This is a genomic window from Gluconobacter oxydans DSM 3504 (genome assembly GCF_000583855.1).
GTDB lineage: Bacteria > Pseudomonadota > Alphaproteobacteria > Acetobacterales > Acetobacteraceae > Gluconobacter > Gluconobacter oxydans.
In genome coordinates, this window is sequence record NZ_CP004373.1 from 1,352,314 (window position 1) to 1,377,500 (window position 25,187).

Sequence of the window (25,187 nt, forward strand, 5' to 3'; positions counted from 1 at the left end):
TCCGGAAGGGTCCGGCCTTTCGTGTTTCTGAAGTCTTTTTATCTCCTTTTGTGAAAGCCTGACAGAATGCGGGACGACCCGCGTGAAACCCTGACTGAAAGCTATCGCAGTGCGGCCCGCCTGAATGGCTTGAGAGCCGAACAGCTGCAGAAGGAAAATCAGAAGCTTCGGCGGCAGCTGTTCCTGATTCAGACGTCCCTGTCCTGGCGTGTGACGCTTCCCCTGCGTGCTGTGCGGGCTCTGACGTTTGGCAGGCTGCTTTCCGGCCGCCCCGTGAGCGAACTTCCGGAGCGGTTTCTGCGTCTCTGGGGACGGGAAGGGCTGTCGGGGATCAGGAAAACCATTATCCACCGTATCCGCCGCCTGAAGCGGATGCATGGTGACCGGCAGAAGGTTTCGACGCTATCCACCGCTGATACCGGGGAGCTTCATCCTTACAAAGCCACGCCCGAGTGTGGAACCGCGAGACTGAAGCCTCAGGTTCTCATCATTGCGGAACTCAGCCTGAGGCAGTGTGCCAAGTATCGTGTCTGGCAGAAGCGGGATTTCCTGAAGATGCTGGGCTGGTCAGTTCAGGTCGTGGACTGGCGGGATCTTGCCGAAGCCCAGTCTGCCCTTCAGCTTTGCACGTATGTCATTTTCTATCGGGTTCCGGGCTTCGACGATGTCATGAAGCTGGTGGAGGAAGCGCATCGGCTGGGACTGGCTCCGCGCTGGGAAGTGGATGATCTCATCTTTGATGAAGGGGAGTACCGGCAGAACGGGAATATCAACACGCTTCCTGCGGTTGAACGTGACCTTCTGCTCTCCGGGGTGGCGTTGTTCCGCCGGTGTATGTTGGCCTGTGGTCGGGGCATTGCCTCAACGGCAGCTCTTGCGGGCGCCATGCGAGAGGCGGGGCTGACGGATGTCGCTGTTCTGGAAAATGCCCTGGACGCACAGACGCTTGGAATTGCAGAAGCTCTTCCTGCTCCTGTGTCCTCAGACCGGATCTGGGTTTCGTATGGGTCAGGCACCAATACTCATGATGCCGATTTCAGGCAGGCCGAGGCAGGGCTGCTGGCAGCGATGGATGAGGAGCCGCGGCTTTGCCTGAGGGTTATCGGGCAGTTGCAGCTGTCTTCGGCGTTCAGCCGGTTCGGGGACCGGGTCGAGCGTCTGACGGAACTGACCTATCCGGAATATCTGAAGGCCCTGTCCCAGACGGATATCGCGATCGCTCCGCTGGAAAAGACGCTGTTCAACGACTGTAAAAGCAACATCAAGTTTCTTGAGGCGGCGATTGTCCGGGTCGCGGCCATCTGTTCTCCCTGTGCCGCGTTCCTGACAGTTATGCGCGACGGTAAGAACGGCCTCCTTGCCGCAGATACCGCAGCGTGGCGAAACGGGTTCCTAGCCCTGGCGCGGGATGGGGATTACCGGAAACGTCTGGCGGAAGCGGCTTATGAGGACGTGATGGCGCGGTATGCCCCTGAGGCGATGGCGCAGACACAGGCCCGGGCGTTGTTTGGTCTTCCGCTCCGTCGCGAAGCCGAAGGCCTCAGGGTCCTGATGGCGAATGTCTATTTCGCGCCACGCTCTTTTGGCGGTGCTACGATTGTGGCCGAAGAGATGGGGCGTCGCCTGGTCCGGCAAGGGGCTGAGGTCAGCGTCATGACGTCCAGACCGCCTGACGTGAATATCCCTGATGGGGACGTTCGTTATGACGTGGACGGCATGATGGTCTTTGCCTCCGTGTTGCCTGACGGTCTGGACGGGGTGGGGCATCTGGATAATCCGGCAATGGCTTCCCGGTTTGCGGAGGTGCTTGAAGCCTGTCAGCCGGATGTCGTGCATGTTCATGCCGCGCAGGGATTGGGAACGGGGCTCCTGCGGATCTGTCAGGAGAGGAGAATTCCTTACGTTCTCACGCTGCACGATGCCTGGTGGCTTTGCGAGCGGCAGTTCATGGTCAAGGGGGACGGACGGTACTGTTTCCAGACGACCATTAATCCTGCGGTCTGTCAGGCCTGTGTACCCGGTGTGCGGCATCTTGCGGATCGGGCTGTCGTGATGCGGCAGGCGCTGGCGGGTGCGGCCCTTCTGATCAGTCCGTCGCAGGCGCATCGCGAACTCTATCTTGCGAACGGGATTGCACCTGAACGGATCGTGGTCAATCGCAACGGTTTCTGTTGGCCCAAGCGTGCGCGCAAGCCGCGGCCCCCCGGGGCACCGCTGCGATTTGGATTTGTTGGCGGGACGGAAGCCGTCAAGGGATATGGCCTGCTGAAAGAGGCCATGCAGTCCCTGGCTCGAAGTGACTGGGAGCTTGTCGTTGTCGATAACAAGCTCAACCTCGGATTTCAGTCGATATTTCCGGAAGACTGGACCGTTCGTGGGAAGCTCCGGGTTGTGCCGGCCTATACACAGGCCGGGCTCGATGACTTCTATGACCAGATCGATGTTCTGCTGTTTCCGTCGCAATGGAAGGAAAGTTACGGTCTGACGGTGCGTGAAGCGCTGGCGCGGGATGTCTGGGTCGTCACGACGTCTCCGGGGGGGCAATCAGAAGACGTTGTGGACGGGGTAAACGGGACGTGGCTGCCGCTGGACGGTAAACCACAGACACTTGTCCAGGCTGTCTCCGCGCTTCTGGATGCGCCGGAACGCTTTGAGGGGCACGTCAACCCGTGCAAGGAACGGCTTGCGACATACGACATGCAGGCGGAAGAACTTTACGGCTTCCTGAAGCAGGCCGCAGGGCAGTCTAGTGGCCGAGGAGCAGGGCTATAAGGGCGTGTCGCCGGTCTTCGCTGGCCAGGGCCTGGATCAGTCTGGCCCGGAAGCCTGCGCGTTTGGAACGGTTGCGGGGCGGTGTTGCCGCAAGATAACGGGCGATCCAGTCGGGGCTGAAGAAGGCGGGATCGGGGATTTCCTGCCGCCACAGATGGGTGGACGCGATTCCGCTCGGGTTGTCGCGCAGGAGTTCGGTCTTGATGAAGGGGGCGTGGCCTGATCGCAGGACGGCGCGCCAGTCCGTGTGCATGGGGTTGAGTGCCAGAAGACGGGCGAGACCTCGGGGATTGCTCCAGGCAGCTCCGCAAGACAGTCCGGCCGCCTTGATGGCGAGGCCGAGGCCAAGCTCTCCGTGCAGGACGATCTCGTCCTTGCTCATGTCGCTGAAGGGTTGGTTGAAGATCCGCTGGATTGCGGGATGATCCAGGACTTCGCGGGTCATGCACAGGAACCAGGATTGCAGATGGGGTACTACGGCTTCCGAGCGGACCATGCCCCAGATCTGCAGGTTCTGAGCCCGCATGCGCTCCACGATGGGAGTGAGCGGGAGGAGCGGGCCGAAGACGCTGTCATTGGCGAACAGGATTTCGTCTGCGTCCTTGTCGCAGCCACGGGAGAGCAGGAATTGCCAGGCTCCGAAGTCCAGCCCGGTATTGGGGCGGGCGTGGACGGTTGCCGAAACCGGAGGTGTGCCGCTGGCGAGGTCATCGTGCAGCGATTGGGCTTGTGTTTCCGACAGGCCGGAGGCGGCGATGTGGATCGTGAAGCCGCAGGACGCGATCTGGCAGAGCAGATGGCGTGTGTGAGGGGGGAGCCCCGCTTCTGTACTGTAATATGCGAACAGGCAGACAGGGGCTGACACGGACCGTCCTGTTGAAGAAAGAAACGTTAAATTCATGATATATGGTTGTTTCTAGGGCGGTTCTATAGGAAACACTATGGCATTCTGAGGCGATAGACAATCCGCCCTTCAGTTCGCATTAGCGGCATTTCTGTACCGGCAAGATGCGATCTGCACTGAGTAAATCCGGAGTTTTATTCATGAGCAAAGCTTTTCTTGCCGCAGTTCTGCAGGATTCCATGAACTGCACAGGGGTTGTTGCCCAGCGGGCGGTCAATGACATGATTGACGCCATTATTGAGGAGCTGCGCGAAGAAGGTGGCTTTACGCTGCCATCTTTCGGGACGTTCACGGTCTGTGAAACCAAGGCAAGGCAGGCCGTCAATCCGCGGACCGGCGAGCCTGTCGAGGTTTCAGCGGGGCGGACCGTCAGGTTCAAGGCCAGTCCGGGACTGAAGCAGCTCGTCTGAAGGATCGTGAGCGCTCCGACAGGGGAACTGTCGGAGCGCTCGGTGCAACGTGTTTGTGACTGCTCTCAAAGGGGCTGTCAGATAATGGACATGATCTGAGGCCCGAGAAGCGATTTCAGATTCATCCTGTCATTACTTTCGAGTGTGGATGATTTCAGCAGGAATTCTTCATACGGAAAAGATCCTGCAGAATTGAGCATGTAATATATCAGGTCCGAAGCCGGTCCCTCATTGTCTCCAACGAATGTCAGCTCAGAGACCTTTTCTCCGAAGTAAAACTTTTCCCAGTCTGAAGCCTCTTCCCGTGAAAATTCCACGCTTCCACCATGACTTGCGGGAATGCAGGTCAGGTATTTTTGGGTTTTCGGAGATTTTATGAAGATGGAGCCATCCGATTCATTGGAATCGAATTCAAATTCATAGCAGTAATTGCTTTGAGCTGAGTGGGTGATGTGGAATCGAACATTTGAAGAATACGCAACAGGATTCCGGAAAAGCCAGATTTTGTTGCTGTCGTAGGGGATGGCCGCCAGAATGCGCTCAAATCCCTCTCCCTGAAAGAGATGTCCATCAATGTTGTTCAGGGAAAGATGTTCGCCATGAATGCTCTTGAGATGGAAGACATCCACTTTTCGGTGGGGAGCCAGGCTGTTTTCCGTGTTTTCCAGAGCGTTTCCTTTCTCGAGGAAATTCTTCATCGAATACTGGAAAACTGATTTCTTGATAGTGTTGTAAACGGTATTTGCCGCATTGATGCGTGCCTGATCCTGGGGATCATAGACATCATTACGATCAAAATGAGACCAGTAGACCGTACTGTTCGACAGATCGGATCCCAGACGTCTTTTGATGCGGTCGATGAAATGCTCCATGGAGCGGCAGATATAATGATTGATTCTGGCGCCTTCCCACAGGATGTTTTTCGTGGCCCCGGGACGCCATTCTACGGGCTGGCCGGCAGCGTCCGCGTAATTCCCGTAGGACAGGTTGAACTTGTGGGGGTTCTCATACACGAAGCTGACAGCTTCCGGTCTGACGAAGCTTTTTACGAGCGTATTGTCATTAAGCTCGGGCGTCGATCTGTGGTTGAAGACCTGATAGGTCGGGACCTTGTCTTTCAGGACCCTGCTGGAACTTCCGTATATGCACCAGCTTAGGGCAATCCCCGTGTCGTCTTTACTGAACTTGTCCAGAAATCCGTTTATGTCCTGGGTGCCGTCGATGCTGACATATTCGTCACCATCCAGCATGGCGATCCACTCATAGTGATCGATGGACTTCTTGATGGCATCAAAATAGCTGTCGCGTTGTCTGTAGTAAAAATTGCCTTCAAGCATGGAAGTCCTGCAAACCTCCACGTTGTAAATGCCTTCACAGGATTTGGCTATTTCATAGGTCCCGTCGGTCGAGTGGTCGTCATATACAAATATTTTATCGAACCCGAGGGAAATATGCCATGATAGCCATGCCATGATGTCATGGGCTTCGTCTTTAACGAAAAGCACTATTGCAGATTTTTCTTTTTTCACGACGAAGACCCTGATTGATGTCGGAAGTATGTCCTTCCAGATTACATCCTTGATCGAGATTAGCCAAATCAGTTGACGGGCATTGTCCTGAAACGCGGCATACCCGTTGGGGAAAGCATTTTCCGGTTTTTGGAGGCTGGCTGGGGTGGGAGGATTCGAACCTCCGCATGGCGGAATCAAAATCCGCTGCCTTACCGCTTGGCTACACCCCAAATGATGCGCCCTTCAGAGCGCATGCTTCCGGCCTTCTAATCTGAACCGGCTGCCTTCGTAAAGTGCGAAGTCAGGATTCCAGTTCAAGATCGTGATCGGGCAGGCCGGTATTGTTCAGGGCCTCGTCCATTTTGCGTCGGGCGGACGGCTTGAGAATTCCGTAGCGCTCGGCGCGGTCCAGGGCGGTATCGAGGGCCGCCATGGTGGCTGCGAGGTCAGGACTTTCGTCCTTTTCCCAGGCCCGCATGGCATGGGCCCAGACTGCGGCCAGGGCATTGATGCGCATCACGCCGCCAAAGCCCGTGCAGTCGATCCCGGCGGCTTCCGCCAGCCATTTCATGGAATCAAGGGTGGTGCCGGCCAGAAAAGCCGCCAGAGCCGGGTCGTAGGGCACGGCCTGCAGGACGGCGCGCACGCCTTCACGATATTCCTGGAAGATATCGAAGCGGCGCATGATCAGGTCGAAGAGGTATTCGCGCAGCGTGCCGCCGTCACCGTCGTCACGCAGGGCGCTGGCATCGGCAAGGCGTCCGAGCTGGAGCAGCAGCAGCGCCTTGACCGGATAGCGCCTGCGGACGGTTTCGACGGGAAGACCGGCTTCGCGGGCTGCGTCCACGAGGGAAAAGCGGTGCCATCCCTCGTTTCCGGCGAGCGACAGGGCGGACTGGAGAAGGGCGGCGTCGAAGGCTTCCTGCGCCATGTCTGGCGGACCGCTCAGCGCCATGTCGTCGGATTCAAAGGGGTCCTGCCGTCCGTCCATACGGGTCTCCTGTCGAAAGCTTCTGGTTTCATGGTGGGAGCATTGCGGTCTGCCGACAAGCTCTCTCCCATAAAGAAACCGTCAGCCTGCGAGTTCGTCGGCCCGTTTTGTAGCAGCGTCAATAGCTTTTGGAACAGTCTCTGGCCAGGCGTCGGATTTCATGAGGACGGCCAGGGCTGCTGCTGTGGTGCCATTGGGGCTGGTGACGGCCTTGCGCAGGTCTTCGGCGCTGTCGGGCAGATCATCGAGCATGCGCCCGGCGCCGTAGATCGTTCCACGCGCCAGACGGCGGGCGATGGTCGGGGACAGACCGTGCTGCTGGCCCGCTTTTTCCAGAAGCTCCGCCAGCAGGAAAACATAGGCGGGGCCGGAGCCGGAGATGGCGGTGACGACGGACAGATCGGCTTCCTTCTCCACCGGAACGACGTCTCCGACGGCAAACAGCAGATCGTGACAGATGGATTTCTGCTCCGGCGTGGCGGAGGGGGCAGCGTAGAGGCCACTGATTCCGGCGCCCACGGCGGAAGGCGTATTGGGCATGGCGCGCAGGACGGGAATGTCCGCGCCAGCCAGCCGGGCCGCGTCCGAAAGGGCGGCGCAGGTGCGGCCGGCCATGACGGAGAGAATGGCGGCGTTGCTCATGCGGGGGCCAAGCGCCTTGCCGATCGCGTCGATCATGATTTCGGCAGCGGCTGGCTTGACGGCAAGAACGATGATGTCGGGCTTGAAACCGGCGGGGATTTCGGCGGCGGTACGGACGACGGTGATGGCGTCGTCCGAGCCGGTTCGGTGTCGGTCAAGAATGACGAGCCGGGGCGGTGTGGGGGAGGCGAGCCAGCCGTCGAGCAGCGCGCCTCCCATCTTTCCGCACCCTGCGAGAAGAACCGAAGGGACGGATGGCACGGTCAGGCGTCTCCTGCGCAGTCGAGCATTGCGGCGTCTATGGCGTCCTGCGGTGATTTTCCGCCCCAGAGTGCGAACTGGAAGGCGGGGTAGAACCGCTCGCATTCGGACATGGCGATGTCCACCAGGTCTTCCATGCTTTCACCGGGAAGGGTCTGCACGCCACGCAGCAGCAGCGTATGTCGGTAAGAGGGGGTTCCGGTATCGGGATCGACGGCGAAATGGCCGATCCAGAGGCGGTTATTGGCCAGGGAAACGAGTTCATGGACGGCCGGACGGCGCTTGGCGGGCGAGCGCAGGTCCAGGATGCAGTTGAGATGCAGGGCCGAGAGTTCGTCGGACCATGTGAAATACAGCGAATAGTCGCACCACTGTCCGGGGGCCTGGGCGGCCATTTCGGACGGGCCGAGGCGTTCGAACTCCCATTCATAGAGGCCCATGACCTGTTCCATCAGGTCGAGCGGATGGGATTCTGTTTCCGTGGTGAGTGAGGTGCTCAGGGCAGGCATGGCGGGTCTCCCAAGGCCGTGGAGCCTGGCACCGGCCTGGCGCCGGTGCGGCGCTCCAGATGTCTGCGGCCGGAAGAGGAAAATCCCCTCCCGACATCAATCACGTTATGGACCCTTTGCGCGGTGTGCAAGCATTACGCGTTGCAAAAGTCACACCGGCCCTGATGACTGTTGCAGATCAGCCCTGCGGACCGCCCTTCTCTTCGGTTGCGAGTTCCTCGACAGCGGAGAGACGCGATTCGATTTCGGCCAGACGCTGCTCGGTGGCGTCCTGTGCCATGCGGGCGCGGGTGGCCATTTCCTGTACGGCGTCGAATTCGTCGCGGCGGACGAGGTCGAGGCTGTTGAGGATTTCGTCCACGCGGGTGCGGACGATGGCGTGAAGCTCTTCGCGGGCGCCGGTCACGGCGGAAAAGGCGTTGCCGGCAAGGCCTGCGAGGTCGTCGAAAAAGCGGGGTCTGTCAGCCATGATGAAGTTCCTGCTGTTCTGCGGCGTGTCATGTCGGGCGCGTCGCTTGGATCGTTATCGGGGACAGACTATACAGGAAGGATGATTATCGTCACCGGCGGGGCCGGATTCATTGGTTCGTGCCTTCATGCAGCCCTGCGTCGCCGGGGCTTGCGGACGGTTGTGGTTGACCGGCTCAGGGACGGGGTGAAGTGGCGGAATCTGGCGTCCCATGCGCCGGATCGCATCATCACGCCTGACGCGCTTGAGGGTTTCCTCGCATCAGAGCCGGATGTCGAAGCTGTGTTCCACGTGGGGGCGATCAGCGCTACCACGGCGCGGGATGGCGATCTGGTCTGGTCGAGCAACGTGGACCTGTCGCAGACACTATGGCGCTGGTGTGCGGCACGGGGTGTGCGGATGATTTACGCCTCCTCGGCCGCGACCTATGGCGCTGCGGACCAGCCGGAGATGTTCCGTGATGGGCTGGAGAATATCGACGGGCTGCGGCCGCTGAACCTTTATGGCTGGTCCAAGCAGGCGTTCGATCTGTGGGTGAAGCGGGAAATCGAAGCTGGTGCGCCGGTGCCGCCGCAATGGGCCGGCCTCAAGTTCTTCAACGTCTACGGGCCAAACGAATACCACAAGGGATCGATGATCTCCGTGGTGAAGGTCAAGTATGACGAGGTCGTGCAGGGCCATGCGGCAAAGCTGTTCCGCTCGGATGTGCCTGGTCTGGCCGACGGGCAGCAGAAGCGGGACTTCATCTGGGTCGGGGATGTGGTGAACGTCATGCTGTGGCTGTTCGATCATCCGGGCGTCAGTGGACTGTTCAACTGCGGAACCGGCGTGGCGCGGAGCTATCTCGATCTCGCGCATGCGGTCTGCGATGCGGCAAAGCGGGCGCGGGATGTGGAGTTCGTGGACATGCCTGAGAAGCTGCGCGGGCAGTACCAGTCCTTTACCTGTGCGGATATGAGCCGCCTTCGCGCTGCGGGATATGATGCGCCGTTTACGTCTCTTGAAGACGGTATCGGGCAGTATGTGCGCGAGTATCTCTCCCAGCCTCACCCCAATCTCTGAGAACCGATTCCTTGAGCCATCCCCTGATCTTTCCGGATTTCGATCCGGTTGCCTTCCATATCGGTCCGCTGGCGGTGCGCTGGTATGCGCTCGCCTATATGGTGTCGTTCATCATCGCGCTGCCGATTGCGCGGCGGCTGAACCGTCTGGCACCGGAAGTGGCGACGAACGAGCAGGTGGATGATTTCCTGTTCTACGCCATTCTCGGCGTGCTGCTGGGGGGACGGCTGGGCTATGTGCTGTTCTACCGGCCAATGGATTACCTGTCGCACCCGCTGGAGATCTTCAAGACCTGGGATGGCGGGATGTCGTTCCACGGCGGTGCGCTGGGCGTCATTCTGGCGCTGGCCTATTTCAGCTGGAAGACCCGGCTCAGCTTTCTGGCGTTCGCGGACCGGATCGTGCCGGTTGTGCCGATCGGGCTTGGCCTGGGCCGCTGTGCGAATTTCGTGAACGGGGAGCTTTGGGGGCGTCCGGCGTCTCCGGATCTGCCCTGGGCGATGATCTTCCCGACGGGTGGGCCGATTCCGCGGCATCCGTCCGAGCTTTACGAGGCCCTGACCGAGGGTGTCCTGCTTCTGTGTGTGATGCTGTTTGCGGCCAGCCGTCCGCAGGTTCGTGAGCGGTTCGGGTTCCTGTCGGGGCTGTTCCTGTTCGGTTATGCCTGTGCGCGGAGTTTCTGCGAGTTCTTCCGTCAGCCGGATGCGAATATCGGGTTCCTGTCGGGGGGGACGACGATGGGGCAGCTGCTGTGCATTCCGATGGCGCTCGCGGGGATGGGACTCATGGTTTACGCGATGCGTCGTCCGGCGCAGGTATCGGCGCATGTCTGAGGCTGTGCTGACGGGATCGGTTCTCAAGGTTCCGCACGGGTTTTTCACGCGGCTCGGGGGCGTTTCGCCGGCACCTTATGACAGCCTGAACTGTTCGCTGTCCTCGCAGGACGATCCGGGGAATGTGGCGGAGAACCGGGCGCGGGTGGCGCGGGCGATCGAGGTGGCGCCGGATCATCTGCTGGGTCTGAAGCAGACGCATAGTGACATTACCGTGCCTGTGACGGCTGAAACGCCGCTCTGGGTGGCCGGGAGCGGGCAGGCAGGTGATGCGCTGGTAACGGACCGGCCGGAGATCGGTGTGGGGGTCATTACGGCGGATTGCGGACCTGTTCTGCTGTCGTCTGATGACGGTCGAATCGTCGGTGCAGCTCATGCGGGCTGGCGCGGGGCTGTGGGTGGGATTCTGGAATCCGTAGTCGCGCAGATGGTGGCGCTGGGGGCTACGGGGATCAGTGCCGTTGTCGGGCCGTGCATTGCGCCGGAGAGCTATGAAGTCGGTCCGGATATGCGGGATGCTGTTCTGGCCAAGGGCGCAGCGGGTGAGACTTTCTTCCGTTCAGCGCCGCGTGAGGGGCATTTCCTGTTCGATCTGCCGGGCTATTGCGGCTTTCGGCTGGAACAGGCTGGGGTCCGGACCGTGCAAATCCTTGGTGTGGATACGCTGACGGATCCGCGGTTTTTCAGTCACCGGCGGCGGACGCTCGCGGGTGGTGGGCATATCGGGCATCAGATCTCGGCGATCCGTCCGCTGGGCTGAGGGCGGCGCAGGCCGGATTTTTCGAGCAGCCAGCGATCGGCGGGGCTTGAGAGAAAGCGGTCCACGAGGGCTCCGAGGCAGAAGGACAGGCCGAGGGTTGGGATGAACCAGACCCAGCCGAGCATCCAGTTTTCTCCGGTGGCTCTGAACAGATGGACCATCGGCATGACGACGAACATGTGGCTGAGATAGATTTCATAGCTCAGCCGGCCCCACTGGCGGGGCCATGCCAGAAACCGGTTTCCGGCGGCCTTGCCCCATCCGTTGTAGAAAGCGAGAAGCAGGGCAGCGCATGAGGCTGTGAAAAACAGCGGTGTTGCATAGCCGAGGGTCAGCCATACGACATGGCCGTCGATCAGATAGAGACCGACGCCGAAACTTCCGGCCCAGCCGAGCCAGGGCGTGAGTTTTGCAAAAAGGGACGGGGATATCCGGTGCGCCAGAAGGGCTGCGCAGACGCCCATGGCGATGGCGGAAATGCCTGGTCCGTAGGCTTCATCCTGCCAGATGTCCGATGCGTTCCGGATCTGCCATTCCGCGAAAGGGCTGGACAGGGCAAGCAGCGCGAAAACGAGACCGGGCAGTTTGGGAATGCGTCCGCCCAGCAGGCAGAGGATGGGGAAGGCTGCATAGAACAGTTCCTCGACCGAGAGGGACCACAGCACATCCCAGTTGGGAGGAAGATAGTTCGTCCGGGCTTCGTAGAGGTTCAGGTGCATGAACAGCGCTGCGAAAATGGCGCCGGGCAGGGTCTGGCTGTCGTGATGGAAAAGGAAATCGGACACGCCTGCAAGGTTGAGAGTGGCCAAAATCCCGAGCAGGATCAGCAGGCATGGCAGGATGCGGCAGGCCCGGCGCATTGAGAAGGCGATGGCGTTGATGCCGCCCAGACTACCCCATCGTCGTATCGTGTGGTCGGTGATCAGGAAGCCTGAAATGACGAAGAAGATCTTCACACCTTTGCCGCCATCCCAGTTCAGGGCTTTCAGCAGCATGGCGGGCAAAACGGCGGAAAGGCCGGTGTGCATCAGGGGGATGCGCAGGGCGAGGTGATGGATGACGACGAGGATAATGGATAATCCTCTGAGCAGGTCGATCCCCGGATTGCGCTGTGCGCCTGTCGTTGTCTGCACCCTGAAATCCCATCCTGCAAAAGCGGAACGCTTCTGTAATGGAAGTCAGGCATGATTCCATTCGGAATATGGCGTGGATAGGGGGCAGATATAAAAAAGGGCCGGAGAATGTCTCCGGCCCCTGTTTTGTCTCAGACAGCGTGGGTTCTGGCTTCCCGGTCCCAGAAGCGCAGTTTGCGGCACAGGGTGATGAAGGTCTTGAGGTCGCTGGGGGCCTCAAGCGGGATGATGCCGTCATCCATGTCTTCGGGCGTGATGCCACCCTTGGCGAGAAGGGGCTTGGCGTCCGGGCCGTAGCCGATGAACTTCGCATGGGCGAAAGCATCAGCCACGAAGTCCCGTGCGGTGGCTTCGCCGGTCAGGAGTTTTGCTCCTGCTGCGGATGGGAGCAGGACGACCGCATCATACAGGACCGAGGGGGCACCGACGATCTTCTGGCCAGCCGGGACGAGCTTGCCGTCTGTCGTTTTTACGCCACCAACCGCCGGGGCGACCAGTTCGACGATCGTGCCTTCGGCTTCCGCGGCTTTCATCAGGGCTGCGAGCAGGTCCGCATCCGTGCCATCGGTAACAAGCACACCCAGCTTGCGTCCTTTGAACGTCTTGGGACCGTTTTTGAGGATGCTGAGCGGGTCCGAAGCTGGCAGATCCGTCAGCGGCGTGCGGGCAGCCGGGGCAGGAGCGGGCATCTTTTCCAGACGCAGACCTTCAGCCACGCCCTTGGCGAGCTTTTCATCGACGTTCAGCAGATGGGCGACGACGCGGGCACGGATGGCCGGGGTGAGGCACTTGCTGAGCTCGAAGACGAAGGCATTCTTGATATGCGTCTGCTCGGTCGGGGTCTGGCTCGTGTAGAACTGGCGTGCCTGACTGTAGTGATCGGCGAACAGTTCGCCGCGTTCACGGGTCTTTCGGCCGTTCACTTCCTCGGCGTAGGGCTTGTAGCCGGTCTGCGGGTTTTCACGCGGTCCCATACCCCAGGAATTAGGCTCATAGTTTGCACGCCCTTTCGGGTTGTGCATGGCCATGTGGCCGTCCTGCTGGAAGTTGTGAAACGGGCATTTCGGCGCGTTTATGGGGATATGCGTGAAGTTCGGGCCGCCGAGGCGCTTCGTCTGGGTGTCCAGATACGAGAAGTTCCGGCCCTGCAGGAGCGGATCGTTGGTGAAGGCGATGCCCGGCACGACGTTCTGGGTGCAGAAGGCGACCTGCTCGGTTTCGGCGAAGAAGTTGTCCACCGTGCGGTTCAGCACCAGACGGCCGATGCGACGGACCGGGATGAGTTCTTCGGGGATCAGCTTGGTGGCGTCCAGAATGTCGAAGTCGAACTTGTCGGCAAAGTCGTCATCGAAGAGCTGTACGCCGAGTTCCCATTCCGGGAAGTCGCCGGAATTGATGGATTCCCACAGGTCGCGACGATGGAAGTCCGGATCGGCACCGTTGATCTTGACGGCTTCGTTCCACACGACGGATTGCAGGCCCTGTTTCGGCTTCCAGTGGAACTTCACATAGGTGGATTTCCCCTCGGCGTTGACGAGGCGGAACGTGTGAACGCCGAAGCCTTCCATGAAGCGGAAGGAGCGCGGAATGGCGCGGTCGGACATGATCCACATGAGCATGTGGACGGTCTCGGGGGAGAGCGATGCGAAGTCCCAGAAATTGTCATGGGCGGACTGGGCCTGCGGGAAGCCGCTGTCGGGCTCTTCCTTTACAGCATGGACCATGTCCGGGAACTTGATGGCGTCCTGGATGAAGAAGACGGGCATGTTGTTGCCAACAAGGTCCCAGTTGCCTTCTTCGGTATAGAGCTTCACGGCGAAGCCGCGCACGTCGCGGGCCACGTCGAAGGAGCCGCGGCCACCGGCGACGGTCGAGAAACGGACGAAGGCGGGAACGCGCTTGCCGATTTTGCCCAGCACACTGGCCGTCGTGTAATCGGCCAGGGAATCTGTCAGTTCGAAAAAGCCATGCGCACCGTAGCCGCGGGCGTGGACGACGCGTTCGGGGATGCGCTCGTGATCGAAGTGGAAGATCTTCTCGCGGAAATGGAAGTCTTCCAGAAGGGCAGGCCCGCGGGTACCGGCTTTCTCGGTGTTCTGATCGTCGGAGACGGGGACGCCCTGCTGGGTCGTGAGGGTCGGGGTCTCGCCTGACGCCACCTGATGGGTGGCGCCCTGCGGGCCGCGTTCGAAGGTCTGGTCGCCAACGGTGACGGTTTTGCGTTTGTCCGTGCTCATGAAATGCGCCTCTGCCTGTAGGCCCGGCAAAATACGGGACTTCGGGAAGTCTGGATGAGGAAGCTGCCCTTCCCATCGGAAAGGCCGTGCCCCTTAGAAGGCGCTGCCAGGGGCAAGTGTTCCTGAAATAAATCCGGGAAATTTTCTGAACCTGTCCGGAAGACGGGCCGTTAAGCGCAGGAACTCTGTCCATGACGACACAGGAGTGTTTCCATGCCTGCTGATCCTCGCACCCGCTATCCGCGTCCGCCGTTCCGGGGCCAGACGCAGAAATTTCCGGGTCTTTCAGAAAAGATGATTCCCCGACCCGATTACGGCGAAGAAACCTATAAGGGTTCCGGAAAGCTCGCGGGGCTTGCGGCCCTCATCACGGGGGGTGATTCGGGGATCGGGCGGGCTGTCGCGCTGGCATTTGCGCGTGAAGGCGCCGATGTCGCGATTTCGTATCTGGAAACGGAGGCGGATGATGCGCGCGATATCGGGGAACAGATCAAGGCCGAGGGGCGGAACTGTCTGCTCCTGCCCGGAGACATTCGTGATGGCGCGCATTGTCGTGAGATGATCAGTAGGACCGTCGAGACATTCGGGCGGCTTGATATTCTGGTGAACAATGCCGCCTTCCAGAAGGCGCGGGCCAAGCTGGAAGAGATTTCCGATGAGGAATGGAAGCGCCATTTCTCCACGAATACGGATGCGCTGTTCCATCTGACGAAGGCGGCTCTGCCGCATCTTCAGGCCGGGGCGTCCATTATCAACACGTCTTCGGTCAATCTGAAGACGGCGCCGGAACTGCTGGTGCCGTATTCCATGACGAAGGCGGCGATTGCGAATTTCACGTCCAGCATGGCGCAGCAGCTCGCCGGGCGGGGAATCCGGGTCAATGCCGTGATGCCGGGGCCGATCTGGACGCCGTTCATCGCCACTGGCATGCCCGAGGAAGAGCAGGAACATCTGGGTTCGGATGTGCCGCTGGGCCGTCCGGGACAGCCGGCCGAGCTGGCGGGGGCCTATGTCTATTTTGCCGATCCGCTGAACAGCTACACCACGGGCGCGCTGCTGGCGGTCAATGGTGGGGTGCCGATGATCTGAAGGCTTGCGCCTGAGGGTTCAGGACCGTGCAAACGCCTGCTCGTCATCGAGCGGGCGTTTTTCCGTTCTGGGGCCGAAGACGAGCGTGACGGTGGCGCCTGACAGCAGGATCAGGGTCGTGAGGCCGAAAACGCCGGGAAAGCCCGCAAGCGGGTAGAGCCAGCCGATCAGGACGGGTGATGCGATGGCGCCCAGGCGCGCGATGGCAGAGGCGAGACCCATGCCCCGGGCGCGCAGGGACGTCGGAAAGAGCTCGGGTGTGTAGGCGTAAATGCCGCCGAAGGTGCCGTTCATGAAGAAGGACAGCAGGATGCCGAAGATCAGAACTTCGGTCGGTGTCTGGCTTGTCGCCATGCCGATGGCGCTGATGGCTCCGGCAACCATGAAGAGCGCCACCGTTCCGCGCCGTCCCAGACGATCGGTGAGGAAGGCGGCGGAGGCATAGCCGGGAAGCTGGGCGAAATAGATCGAGATGGCGTAGCCGAAGCTGCGGGTGACGGTCATGCCACGCTCGATCATCAGGGTCGGGATCCAGGTGAAGAACGCGTAGAAGCTGAAGGTGATGGCCAGCCACATAGCCCAGCTCATGAACGTGGAGCGGCGCAGGTTGGGGGCGAAGAGATCCCGGACCGGACGGATGCTCGGGGCGCCACGGTCGGTCGTGGTGGTGAGGCCGACGGCAAGGCCCGCGCTTTCCTCGATGTCGCCGACGATGCGGCAGGCTTCGGCGGTCTGGCCGCGTTCGTCGAGCCAGCGGGGGGATTCGGGCAGGGCGCGGCGCCACCACAGAAGCATCAGGACCGGAAAGCCCGTGAGCGCCAGGGCCCAGCGCCAGCCATCCGCCATGGCGGGCACGAGCATGAACCCCATGATGGCGGCGGTGACATAGCCGAAGGAATAGAATCCCGTGAGGGCAGCCGTGAATGCGCCGCGATAGCGGGCGGCCACGAATTCGCTGAGATAGGGTGCGATGATGGTGGCTTCCGCACCAGCGCCGATTCCGGAGAGGAGGCGGCACAGGAAAAAACCCGTAAACGAGGATGATCCCGCCGAGAGCAGGGAGCCGATGGCGTAAATGGCCAGGGCGCTCATCATGACGCGGCGGCGGCCGGAGCGGTCTCCCCACCAGCCGGAGAGCAGGGCCCCGAGCCCGTAGCCGAGATAGGTGGCGCTGCCGAGCAGGCCGAGTTCCGGGCCGCTCAGATGCCACTGGCTTTTCAGCATCGGGAGCGCGAAGGCCACGATTGCGGAATCGAGGCCGTCGAATGTGTAGCCGAGGCCGCCGAGGAACAGGAGTTTCCAGTGAAAGCGGGTAAAGGGCAGGCGTTCGATGCGGGCGGCGATGCTCATCGGGTGGGGGATCTGCCGGAAACTGTGGAAATGAAACGCAAGCGTAGCGGCCTGCAGACGGGCTGGTCCAGAGGGGCGGAGTCCGAAAATGGTTGTGCCGGTGGCGGTTTTCCGCTACTCCGCGCCTCGCACAGGCACCCCTGGAGGTCTGTGTTGAGTGAAATTCAATACGCAGGAGCGTAACAGTGGCTAATTTGACGACACTTGCTGTCTCGACGCGTGCGAAGGCTGGTAAGGGGGCAGCGCGCGCAACGAGACGTGAGGGCCTGGTGCCGGCCGTGATCTACGGTGGCAAGCAGGAACCCTCCATCATCGCACTTGATCCGCGCGTGATCATGAAGGAACTGCATCGCGGTGGCTGGTCCTCCCGCGTGTACAACCTGGCTGCCGAAGGCGCAGAGCCGGTTGCTGCCCTGATCCGTGACGTGCAGCTGCACCCGGTCACCGATGCCCCGATCCATGTTGACTTCCAGCGCGTTGCTGCCGGCACCAAGGTGCACGTTGAAGTCTCCATCGCTTTCGTTGGCGAAGAGAAGTCCCCGGGCATCAAGCGCGGTGGCGTTCTGAACGTCGTCCGTCACTATGTGGACGTGCAGGCTGATCCGGCCAACATTCCGGAGCACTTCACGGCCGAGCTGAGCGGTCTGGACATCCACGACAACGTGCGCTGGACGGACCTCAAGGGCACCGAAGGCGTTGTTCTGGGAAGCGGCCAGGCTGCTGACATGGTCATCGCCTCCATCGCTGCACCGACGATCGATGCCGAAATGGAAGCCGAAGCTGCTGCCAAGGCTGCTGCTGAAGCCGAAGCCGCTGCTGCAAAGCCCGGCGCAAAGAAGAAGTAACCGATGAGGCTCTGGACCGGTCTCGGCAACCCCGAGCCGGGGATGAGCCGTCATCGACACAATATCGGCTTCATGGCGGTCGACGAGATCGCCAGGCGCCACGGTTTCTCACCGTGGCGCAAGCGTTTCCGGGGGGAGACCTCCGAAGGCGTCATCGGGGGGCAGAAGATCCTGCTCCTCAAGCCGATGACGTATATGAACCGGTCAGGCGACAGCGTTCAGCAGGCCGCGCAGTTCTTCAAGATTGCGCAGGACGATATCACCGTATTCCACGACGAACTCGATCTCGCCTTCGGCAAGCTGCGCATCAAGCGTGGCGGTGGTGCCGCCGGGCATAATGGTCTGCGCTCCATGGATAAATGTCTGCCGGGGCCGGATTACTGGCGTGTGCGGATGGGGATCGGTCATCCGGGACACAAAGACCGTGTGACCGGGCATGTTCTGGGCAATTTCGCCAAGGCGGAAGAGCCGGAGTTGGAGCGCTGGCTTGAGGCCATCGCCGATGCGGCGCCCCTTCTGGCGAAGAAGGAACACGAAGCCTTCATGACGAAGGTCGCGCTGCTGGCGGCCTGACGGTACTACGGCTGAAATGGCCGCTCAGGGCGGGGCGGATGAACAGGGCGACGACATCCATCAGGGCGTGAAATCCTATCAGCCAGATCAGCGGTGTTCCGTTGAGGGCACGGATCATGAAGATCAGGCCGAGAGCTGTCGTGGCCAGAACGCCCTTGAGCCCTTGATACCAGTGCATCCCCCCGAACAGCAGTGTTGAGAGCACGGCTCCGGCAATCAGACTTCCGGTGAGCTGGCCTGCGAGCAGGGGAAGAGCCAGCCGGAAGAACAGTTCCTCGCCCAGACCGGCATTCAGGCACAGCAGAAACGCCAGTCCGGCTTCGGGCCATGTCCGGGGGATCATGGCCGCAAAGTCGCCTAAAGGTTTGAGGGGTAAGGGCCGTTTGAGCTTTCGGAGCAGGAGGAAGACTCCTGCGAGGATCAGAATTCCGCAGCCAAATCCGATGAAAAAGGCCGGCGACGTTTCAGGCGGTGCCGTGCTGGCAGTTGGAGTGGGATGCGACAGGCGCAGTTGCGTCAGGCTGGTCCAGCCCAGAGGCCGGGGCAGAAGCCAGAGGGTGATGACCCCGCCCAGATCGAAGAGCAGGATGCTCTGGATGAGCCATTTCAGATAAAGGCGACGCCGTTCACCGGTCCGATTGGCCGTCCGGAAGTGCTGCCAGTCCCGTGTTCCTGCGTAGCTGTGATGGATGCAGGCGCCCAGCAGGGCCGTGAGCCAGAGGATGGCCAGAATTCCGGACCTCGGAGTGCCGTGCAGGATTGTCATGATCTTGTTGTCTTTCCATAATGGAAAGTCAGATCATCATTTTCCACATTGGAAAGTCAATAGCGTGCAGCAGGATGGAGTCAGGACTGTGGACATGACCGGCCGGGATGATGCGCGTGTGCAGTTGGAAGCCTTGGGGGCTTTCAGGGAAAAGCTGGGGGATGAGCTTGTCTGCCCCTGGTGGAATGCGCCCGTCATGGGTGGGCTTCTGGCGCTGCTGACATTCGCCATGAGCCTGGATCCGCCATTCATCTTCCTGCTGGAAGGGCTGTGCATCGCGTTGATAGGCATTTTCTATGCGCTGGCGCGGCGGCGGATGGGATATTTCGTCAATGGCTATCGTCGGGGCCGGACGCGGAAGATCGCGATCGGCATGATGCTGGCGGTCTATGCGATGATGGCGCTGTCGGGGGCTGGTGTGCGGGTGTGGCATCTGGCCTGGCTGCCCTGGCTTGCGACGCTGGGCAGTTTTGCGATCGGCTATGGGGCAGGGCTGCTCTGGCAGAGGGCCTGGCGTGCTGATATGACAGCGGCGTTGTGACTGCTGTTCCTCAATTCGATCCTGTCATTCATCCTCCCGCGCGTCTGCAGCTTGCTGCGGCCCTGTCGGAAGTGGACGACATGGAATTCGGGCGGGCGCGGGATCTGCTGGGGGTGAGTGACTCGGTTCTGTCCAAGCATCTCGCCCAGATGCAGGAGGCGGGCTATGTGCGGTTGCGCAAGGCGCCTCTGGGGGGACGGCAGCGGACCTGGCTGGTTCTGACGGCACAGGGGCGTGCGGCTTTGAGGGCGCATGTCCGGGCTTTGCAGGATCTGGCGGGAATCGTGGGCTGAAAAGCCTGTTTCGCAGTGGGAAGTGGTTGTGAGCCTCTTCGGTTTCTGCGAACACAGGGCAACGGAATTTTCTGGAACGGATCGTTCGCGTCTGGACGGTCTTCAATGATGATGGAGAGCACGAATGGGTTTCAATTGCGGCATCGTTGGTCTGCCCAATGTCGGCAAGTCCACGCTGTTCAATGCCCTGACGGAAACGGCGGCTGCACAGGCTGCGAATTACCCGTTCTGCACCATCGAGCCGAATACGGGCCGTGTGGCTGTCCCGGACCCGCGACTGGATGAGCTGGCACGGATCGGCAAGTCCATCCGCAAGGTGCCGACCAGCCTTGAGTTCGTGGATATCGCGGGCCTGGTCCGTGGCGCGTCCAAGGGCGAAGGCCTGGGCAATCAGTTCCTGGCCAATATCCGTGAAGTCGATGCCATTGTGCACGTTCTGCGCTGCTTCGAAGATGATGACATCACCCATGTTGAAGGTGGCGTTGATCCGGTTCGGGATGCGGACATCATTGAGACGGAGCTGATGCTGGCGGATCTGGAAAGCCTGGAGAAGCGTCAGGTCGGTCTGCAGAAGCGGGCCCGTGGCAATGATCGTGAGGCTCAGGCTCAGCTTGAACTGATGGAGCCGCTGCTGGCAGCTCTGCGTGACGGCAAACCGGCCCGGACGGCTGTTCCGAAGGGGCAGGAAGCAGAGGCCTCCCGCCTTCAGCTTCTGACGACGAAGCCGGTTCTGTATGTCTGCAATGTCGAGGAAGGGTCGGCCGCGACAGGAAACGCCTTTTCGGAAGCCGTGCGCAAGCGGGCTGAAGCCGAAGGTGCGGGCGTTGTCGTGGTGTCGGCTGCCATTGAAGCGGAAGTTAGCCAGCTGCCGCAGGAAGACCGGACGGAGTTCCTTGAAGGGCTGGGTCTGACGGATAGCGGGCTGGATCGCGTCATCGCGGCTGGCTACAAGCTGCTGGGCCTGCGGACGTATTTCACGGTTGGACCGAAGGAATCCCGCGCCTGGACGATTACGGCCGGGACCAAGGCACCGCAGGCCGCTGCCGTCATTCATAACGACTTCGAGCGCGGGTTCATTGCCTGCGAAACCGTGGCCTTCGACGATTACGTCGCCTGTAATGGTGAGGCTGGGGCGAAGGAAGCCGGAAAGCTGCGGATCGAAGGCAAGGAATACGTGGTGCAGGATGGCGATGTCCTGCTGTTCCGGTTCAATGTCTGAGGCAGGGCACATTCTGGACGGTCTGGCGGAGCGTGCTCGCCGGGCCAGCCGGAGTCTGGCGCGGGCGAGTGCGGGAACCCGCAATCATGCGCTATCCGAAGCTGCGAAAGCGCTCAGGGCCCGGTCGGACGAGATCGTGGCCGCCAACCAGAAGGATCGGGCAGCGCTTTCCGAAGACCGGAACGCGGCGTTCCGGGACCGTCTGACGCTGACGCCGGAGCGGGTTGAGGCAATGGCGCGCGGTCTGGAAGACGTGGCAGCCTTGCCGGATCCGGTCGGGCGGGTTCTGGCGGAATGGGATCGGCCGAACGGGTTGCATTTCCGCCGGGTGGCGACGCCGCTTGGCGTGATCGGCATGATCTATGAAAGCCGGCCGAATGTTGGAGCCGATGCCGCTGCTTTGTGCATCAAGTCCGGCAATGCGGTGATTTTGCGTGGTGGCGGGGAAAGTCTTCATTCCGCGCGCGCCATTCAGGCGGCGATGGAAGACGGATTGCGGGCAGCCGGGCTGGACGAGGCCTGTGTGCAGATTCTGCCGTCTGCCGACCGGGCTCTGGTCGGGGCGATGCTGCAGGCTTCGGGAAAGATTGATCTGATCATCCCGCGCGGCGGCAAATCCCTTGTGGAGCGCGTGCAGCGTGAGGCCCGCGTACCGGTTCTGGCGCATGCGGACGGTCTGAATCACACCTACATCCATGCCAGTGCTGATCCGGCCATGGCCCGAAAAGTGCTGCTGGATGCGAAGATGCGGCGGACCGGGATCTGCGGTGCGACGGAGACGTTGCTGATTGATGCGGCGATTGCGCCGGCTCTGCTGCCGTTGCTGGTTGAAGATCTGGCTGCGAAGGGATGCACGTTCCGGGCAGATGACCGGGCGCGTGGGATTGTGCCGACACTTGCGGCAGCCTCGGCCGATGATTTCGATACCGAATGGCTGGATGCCGTGCTCTCGGTTGCGGTGGTGGACGGGGTTGAAGATGCTCTCGATCACATCGCGCGGCATGGAAGTTCGCATACCGAGGCCATTATCGCCGAAGATCCTGAAGCCGCGGCCGAGTTCCTCAACGGGACGGACAGTGCGGTGGTGATGTGGAACGCGTCCACGCAGTTCTGTGACGGTGGGGAGTTCGGATTCGGTGCGGAAATCGGCATTGCGACAGGGCGGATGCATGCCCGGGGACCGGTGGGGCTCGAGCAGCTGACATGCTACCGGTACGAAGTGATCGGCACCGGGCAGGTCCGGGGCTGATCAGTATCCCGACGTCCGGTGACGGCCGGAACATGCGGATCGGCCTGCTGGGCGGGTCTTTCAATCCGGCGCATGCGGGTCATCTCATGCTGGCGCGGCGGGCCTTGCGGGCTTTGCGTCTGGATCAGGTGTGGCTCATGGTCTCACCCGGGAATCCGCTCAAGCCGAGTAAAGGCATGGCGCCGTTCAGGGTGCGTCTTGCTTCTGCGGAGCGGATTGCAGACGGACGACGAATCGTTGCAACGGATATCGAATCGCGGCTTGGGCAGCGCTTTACCGTAAAAACGGTCGGATTGCTGAAGCAGCGTTTCCCGCATGTGCGCTTCGTGTGGCTGATGGGCGCGGATGGGTTGGCGCAGCTTTCGCACTGGAAGCGCTGGCGGCGGTTGGCTGCGATGGTTCCCATTGCTGTGCTCCCGCGTCCGGGCAGTGTTTCGCCAGCCCTGCGGGGGGCCGCGGCTTCTGTTTTGCGGCATCAGAGACGGCCTTCGCGCGAATCTCCCATGCTTGCGGAGCGAAAAGGCAACGCATGGACGTTCCTTTCTGCGCCGCAGAACGATATATCGGCTACAGCGTTGCGTGAGTCCGGCCAGTTTCGTCCGGATTCCGATCAGGAGTAAAAACCATCACCAAGACGACCTCTCCCGAATCGCAGGCCAAAAAGCCTGTGCGCCGGAAAACCAGCTCCCCCGATGCGGCACTGGCCGAGGCTGCCAAGGTGCCGGGAACGGCTCGCAAGAAGGCCGCAGTTGCCGGACCGAAGAAAACGGCCGTCAAGCGCGAAGCCGTGCAGCCGGATCTTCTGACCAGCATGCTGACGGTCATCACCACGAGTCTGGATGAAGACAAGGGTGAAGACATCGTTGTGCTGGACCTGGTCGGCCGCGCGAATTTTGCTGATCGCATGGTCATTGCGACCGGTCTTGCCGACCGCCAGATTTCCGCGATGGCGCATCACATCGAGAAGAAGCTCAATGAGATCGGCATCAAGCGCATCCTGATCGAAGGCGCGAATGGCAGCGACTGGGTCCTGATCGATGCCGGTGATGTTGTCGTGCATCTCTTCAAGCCGGAAAGCCGTGAGCTTTACGGGCTTGAGCGCATGTGGGGCACCGATCTGGATGGCAGCGAAGACGAAGTTGCTGTCGGGCAGGACGAAGAGCAGGACTGAATGAAACTGGTCGCAATCGGCCGGCTCAAAGCCGGGCCGGAGCGCGAACTGTTCGAGCGTTATGCGGGCCGGATCAGGCCCGCTTTGACGGTGACGGAACTCGCGCCGTCAAAAGGCAGCGTCCAGGAGCAGAAACGCAAGGATGCTGCGGCTCTTCTGGGGGCCTGTCCTGACAATGCCCTGATCGTGGCGCTGGATGAAGGTGGCAAGACACCGGACAGCCTGCGGCTGGCGGAGATGCTGTCCCGCTGGCAGGAATCGGGGCGCCCGATTCATTTTCTGATTGGTGGCGCAGAAGGGCTGGATTCGAGCGTGATCCAGCGGGCCGATTCCGTGATTTCTCTGGGGAAACTGACCTGGCCGCACATGCTGGTCAGGGTTCTGATCGCCGAGCAGGTGTTCCGGGCTCAGGCCATCAATACCGGCCATCCCTATCACAGGGAATCACGACCGGACTAAAGCCCGGTCGTCAGGCTTTATCAGCGAATCGAACGGTCGGGAGCGTCCGAAGTGAAGGCATCGTCCGGAGCTTCGGCGACTTCTGTGTTGCTCATTGGATGGCTCAGAGCGTCAGAGCCGTTCAGGACGGCGCGGTGACGGAAGCCTGAGACATTCGAAGCGCGTGCCATCACGACATGCGGGGCCAGATTGCGATCACCATTGTCGGAATGGGGATAGATGAAACCGTAGGTCGGATAGATGCTGCCCAGGCGGCCGCTGCGATCGTTGAGAGCGACGCGGACCGCGCTCCAGTCATTGTTGGGCGAAACGTCAACGACGCGCACGTTATGTGCGATGCCGTTGGAAGCCCAGTGGGACTGGTCGATATAGATTGTGCGGCTGTCTTCCACCGAACGGACCACGGCGACATGGCCGAGCGGCATGCGGCGGATGGCCCGGAAATTCAGGACCGAACCGGCCTGCGGGGCAGACCCGCGGGCATAAACGCCAGCGGCATTGTACCACCAGTCACGCGCATTGCCGTGCAGAACGACTTCTGAAGCCGTCTTGGCGTAGGCGACGCACTGAATGACGCGAGCATAAGAATGGCGATGGCTGCTGGAACGGTGGCTGTGAAAGACGGTCCGTCCGTGGTGACCCGAACTGTGACGGGCCTGAGCCTGTCCCGAAAAGAATGCGATCGCGGAGAGCGCCAGAGCAGAGAAAAAGGTTTTCCGGCAACTTTTATGCTTCACGATCTTTAGGATCCTGATTGGTTGTGTGTTGTTCGGGTTACAGGGAGGTAACAACCTTCCTGCAACCCTGACAAGAGCAGAATGCAGGCCTGTGGGTTAAATTTTCATTTCCAAAGAAAATCTTTTTGACACCACACTCTGCTGCATTCTCGCCATAATCGTCTGATTCAGATCATTTCGTTGTCGTGAGCATGATTTCCACGAGGATCTTCGGGTCCGCCATGACGGCCTGAACGCAGGCGCGGGCAGGGGCCATGTTTTCCGGAAGCCATGCGGACCAGATCGTGTTGAGGGCGGTACGGTCTGCGATGTCCTTCACCCAGATCTGGGCCTGAAGGATGCGGGTCTTGTCGGTGCCGTGCACTTCAAGAATTTCGTCGAGCTGGTCGAGAACGCTTTTG

27 protein-coding genes and 1 tRNA gene (1 of these 28 running past the window's edge) are annotated in these 25,187 nt (G+C 60.8%); 15 read left to right on the plus strand and 13 right to left on the minus strand.

Features of this window, described 5'->3' with window-relative positions:
- Window positions 1–66: 66 nt before the first annotated feature.
- Complete coding sequence (locus tag GLS_RS06055; RefSeq protein ID WP_041111571.1) at window positions 67–2,772, plus strand: glycosyltransferase; 2,706 nt, start codon at window positions 67–69, stop codon at window positions 2,770–2,772.
- On the opposite strand, the gene GLS_RS06060 is transcribed toward GLS_RS06055, so the two are convergent.
- Window positions 2,747–3,637, minus strand: a complete 891-nt coding sequence (locus GLS_RS06060; protein WP_041111572.1) for a rhamnan synthesis F family protein — start codon at window positions 3,635–3,637, stop codon at window positions 2,747–2,749. The two genes, GLS_RS06055 and GLS_RS06060, sit on opposite strands and share 26 nt — an antisense overlap.
- 179 nt (window positions 3,638–3,816) lie before the next feature.
- Here GLS_RS06060 and GLS_RS06065 point away from each other — a divergent pair, with 179 nt between their 5' ends.
- Entirely contained in the window at window positions 3,817–4,086 is a 270-nt protein-coding gene (locus GLS_RS06065; RefSeq protein ID WP_011252687.1) for an HU family DNA-binding protein, read from the plus strand.
- Between the two features lie 77 nt (window positions 4,087–4,163).
- Here GLS_RS06065 and GLS_RS12960 read toward each other — a convergent pair whose 3' ends face one another.
- The 6 genes from GLS_RS12960 to GLS_RS06095 form a co-directional block, all read right to left on the minus strand.
- A complete protein-coding gene (locus GLS_RS12960; protein WP_148295896.1) occupies window positions 4,164–5,615 on the minus strand; it encodes a glycosyltransferase family 2 protein in 1,452 nt (483 codons plus the stop codon).
- Between the two features lie 137 nt (window positions 5,616–5,752).
- Window positions 5,753–5,827: transfer RNA gene (locus tag GLS_RS06075), tRNA-Gln, on the minus strand.
- A 71-nt stretch (window positions 5,828–5,898) separates the two neighbouring features.
- Window positions 5,899–6,588, minus strand: coding sequence for a TetR family transcriptional regulator (locus tag GLS_RS06080; RefSeq protein ID WP_041111573.1), 690 nt, complete (start codon window positions 6,586–6,588; stop codon window positions 5,899–5,901).
- Window positions 6,589–6,669: 81 nt separating this feature from the next.
- Window positions 6,670–7,491, minus strand: a complete 822-nt coding sequence (gene proC / locus GLS_RS06085) for a pyrroline-5-carboxylate reductase (protein WP_024717177.1) — start codon at window positions 7,489–7,491, stop codon at window positions 6,670–6,672.
- 2 nt (window positions 7,492–7,493) lie between these two features.
- Complete coding sequence (locus GLS_RS06090; RefSeq protein WP_011252691.1) at window positions 7,494–8,000, minus strand: type III secretion system chaperone family protein; 507 nt, start codon at window positions 7,998–8,000, stop codon at window positions 7,494–7,496.
- A 178-nt stretch (window positions 8,001–8,178) separates the two neighbouring features.
- Window positions 8,179–8,469: an accessory factor UbiK family protein gene (locus GLS_RS06095; protein WP_011252692.1), complete on the minus strand. Its 291-nt coding sequence runs from the start codon at window positions 8,467–8,469 to the stop codon at window positions 8,179–8,181.
- An 81-nt stretch (window positions 8,470–8,550) separates the two neighbouring features.
- On the opposite strand from GLS_RS06095, the gene rfaD reads away from it, so the two are divergent.
- The 3 genes from rfaD to pgeF are packed head-to-tail and all read left to right on the plus strand — an operon-like array spanning window position 8,551 to window position 11,124.
- Window positions 8,551–9,531: an ADP-glyceromanno-heptose 6-epimerase gene (gene rfaD, locus GLS_RS06100; protein ID WP_041111574.1), complete on the plus strand. Its 981-nt coding sequence runs from the start codon at window positions 8,551–8,553 to the stop codon at window positions 9,529–9,531.
- Window positions 9,532–9,542: 11 nt separating this feature from the next.
- Window positions 9,543–10,364, plus strand: coding sequence for a prolipoprotein diacylglyceryl transferase (gene lgt, locus GLS_RS06105; protein WP_011252694.1), 822 nt, complete (start codon window positions 9,543–9,545; stop codon window positions 10,362–10,364).
- Window positions 10,357–11,124, plus strand: a complete 768-nt coding sequence (gene pgeF, locus GLS_RS06110; RefSeq protein WP_041111575.1) for a peptidoglycan editing factor PgeF — start codon at window positions 10,357–10,359, stop codon at window positions 11,122–11,124. The genes lgt and pgeF overlap by 8 nt, the downstream gene beginning before the upstream one ends.
- On the opposite strand, the gene GLS_RS06115 is transcribed toward pgeF, so the two are convergent.
- Together GLS_RS06115 and GLS_RS06120 are read right to left on the minus strand one after the other, a co-directional pair.
- Window positions 11,094–12,257 carry an acyltransferase family protein gene (locus GLS_RS06115; protein ID WP_041111576.1) on the minus strand — a complete coding sequence of 388 codons (1,164 nt, stop codon included), beginning with the start codon at window positions 12,255–12,257 and terminating at the stop codon, window positions 11,094–11,096. The genes pgeF and GLS_RS06115 overlap by 31 nt on opposite strands.
- 131 nt (window positions 12,258–12,388) lie before the next feature.
- Window positions 12,389–14,494, minus strand: a complete 2,106-nt coding sequence (locus GLS_RS06120) for a catalase (protein WP_041111577.1) — start codon at window positions 14,492–14,494, stop codon at window positions 12,389–12,391.
- A gap of 213 nt (window positions 14,495–14,707) precedes the next feature.
- Here GLS_RS06120 and GLS_RS06125 point away from each other — a divergent pair, with 213 nt between their 5' ends.
- Window positions 14,708–15,583 carry an SDR family oxidoreductase gene (locus GLS_RS06125; RefSeq protein ID WP_011252698.1) on the plus strand — a complete coding sequence of 292 codons (876 nt, stop codon included), beginning with the start codon at window positions 14,708–14,710 and terminating at the stop codon, window positions 15,581–15,583.
- An 18-nt stretch (window positions 15,584–15,601) separates the two neighbouring features.
- Here the strand turns inward: GLS_RS06125 and GLS_RS06130 are convergent, their stop codons facing one another.
- Window positions 15,602–16,933, minus strand: coding sequence for an MFS transporter (locus GLS_RS06130; RefSeq protein WP_041111578.1), 1,332 nt, complete (start codon window positions 16,931–16,933; stop codon window positions 15,602–15,604).
- Window positions 16,934–17,118: 185 nt separating this feature from the next.
- Here GLS_RS06130 and GLS_RS06135 point away from each other — a divergent pair, with 185 nt between their 5' ends.
- Both GLS_RS06135 and pth read left to right on the plus strand, forming a co-directional pair.
- On the plus strand, window positions 17,119–17,778 hold the full coding sequence (locus GLS_RS06135) for a 50S ribosomal protein L25/general stress protein Ctc (protein ID WP_041111579.1): 660 nt from the start codon (window positions 17,119–17,121) through the stop codon (window positions 17,776–17,778).
- Between the two features lie 3 nt (window positions 17,779–17,781).
- Complete coding sequence (pth, locus tag GLS_RS06140; RefSeq protein WP_011252701.1) at window positions 17,782–18,351, plus strand: aminoacyl-tRNA hydrolase; 570 nt, start codon at window positions 17,782–17,784, stop codon at window positions 18,349–18,351.
- Here the strand turns inward: pth and GLS_RS13500 are convergent.
- Window positions 18,320–19,117, minus strand: a complete 798-nt coding sequence (locus GLS_RS13500; protein ID WP_226986654.1) for a CPBP family intramembrane glutamic endopeptidase — start codon at window positions 19,115–19,117, stop codon at window positions 18,320–18,322. The two genes, pth and GLS_RS13500, sit on opposite strands and share 32 nt — an antisense overlap.
- Before the next feature lie 94 nt (window positions 19,118–19,211).
- Between GLS_RS13500 and GLS_RS06150 the strand changes: the two genes are divergently transcribed.
- From GLS_RS06150 to GLS_RS06180, 7 genes are all read left to right on the plus strand, one after another.
- Entirely contained in the window at window positions 19,212–19,658 is a 447-nt protein-coding gene (locus GLS_RS06150; protein WP_148295897.1) for a hypothetical protein, read from the plus strand.
- Window positions 19,655–19,951 carry a transcriptional regulator gene (locus GLS_RS06155; RefSeq protein ID WP_041111580.1) on the plus strand — a complete coding sequence of 99 codons (297 nt, stop codon included), beginning with the start codon at window positions 19,655–19,657 and terminating at the stop codon, window positions 19,949–19,951. Before GLS_RS06150 ends, GLS_RS06155 begins: the two co-directional genes overlap by 4 nt.
- A gap of 124 nt (window positions 19,952–20,075) precedes the next feature.
- Complete coding sequence (ychF, locus tag GLS_RS06160) at window positions 20,076–21,170, plus strand: redox-regulated ATPase YchF (protein ID WP_041111581.1); 1,095 nt, start codon at window positions 20,076–20,078, stop codon at window positions 21,168–21,170.
- Window positions 21,163–22,419 carry a glutamate-5-semialdehyde dehydrogenase gene (locus GLS_RS06165; RefSeq protein ID WP_080691901.1) on the plus strand — a complete coding sequence of 419 codons (1,257 nt, stop codon included), beginning with the start codon at window positions 21,163–21,165 and terminating at the stop codon, window positions 22,417–22,419. Before ychF ends, GLS_RS06165 begins: the two co-directional genes overlap by 8 nt.
- Before the next feature lie 32 nt (window positions 22,420–22,451).
- Window positions 22,452–23,039 (plus strand): nicotinate-nucleotide adenylyltransferase, encoded by a 588-nt coding sequence (locus GLS_RS06170; protein ID WP_041111583.1) that lies wholly within the window; start codon window positions 22,452–22,454, stop codon window positions 23,037–23,039.
- 98 nt (window positions 23,040–23,137) lie between these two features.
- Window positions 23,138–23,590, plus strand: a complete 453-nt coding sequence (gene rsfS / locus GLS_RS06175) for a ribosome silencing factor (RefSeq protein ID WP_024717179.1) — start codon at window positions 23,138–23,140, stop codon at window positions 23,588–23,590.
- Complete coding sequence (locus GLS_RS06180; protein ID WP_041111584.1) at window positions 23,591–24,049, plus strand: 23S rRNA (pseudouridine(1915)-N(3))-methyltransferase RlmH; 459 nt, start codon at window positions 23,591–23,593, stop codon at window positions 24,047–24,049.
- Window positions 24,050–24,069: 20 nt separating this feature from the next.
- Here the strand turns inward: GLS_RS06180 and GLS_RS06185 are convergent, their stop codons facing one another.
- A complete protein-coding gene (locus GLS_RS06185; protein ID WP_041111585.1) occupies window positions 24,070–24,786 on the minus strand; it encodes a CHAP domain-containing protein in 717 nt (238 codons plus the stop codon).
- Window positions 24,787–24,958: 172 nt separating this feature from the next.
- Window positions 24,959–25,187: the 3' portion of a RidA family protein gene (locus tag GLS_RS06190; protein WP_041111586.1), read on the minus strand. 122 nt of this gene lie beyond the right edge of the window; 229 of the gene's 351 nt are visible here — the last part of the coding sequence; its start codon lies beyond the right edge, outside the window; it ends in the stop codon at window positions 24,959–24,961.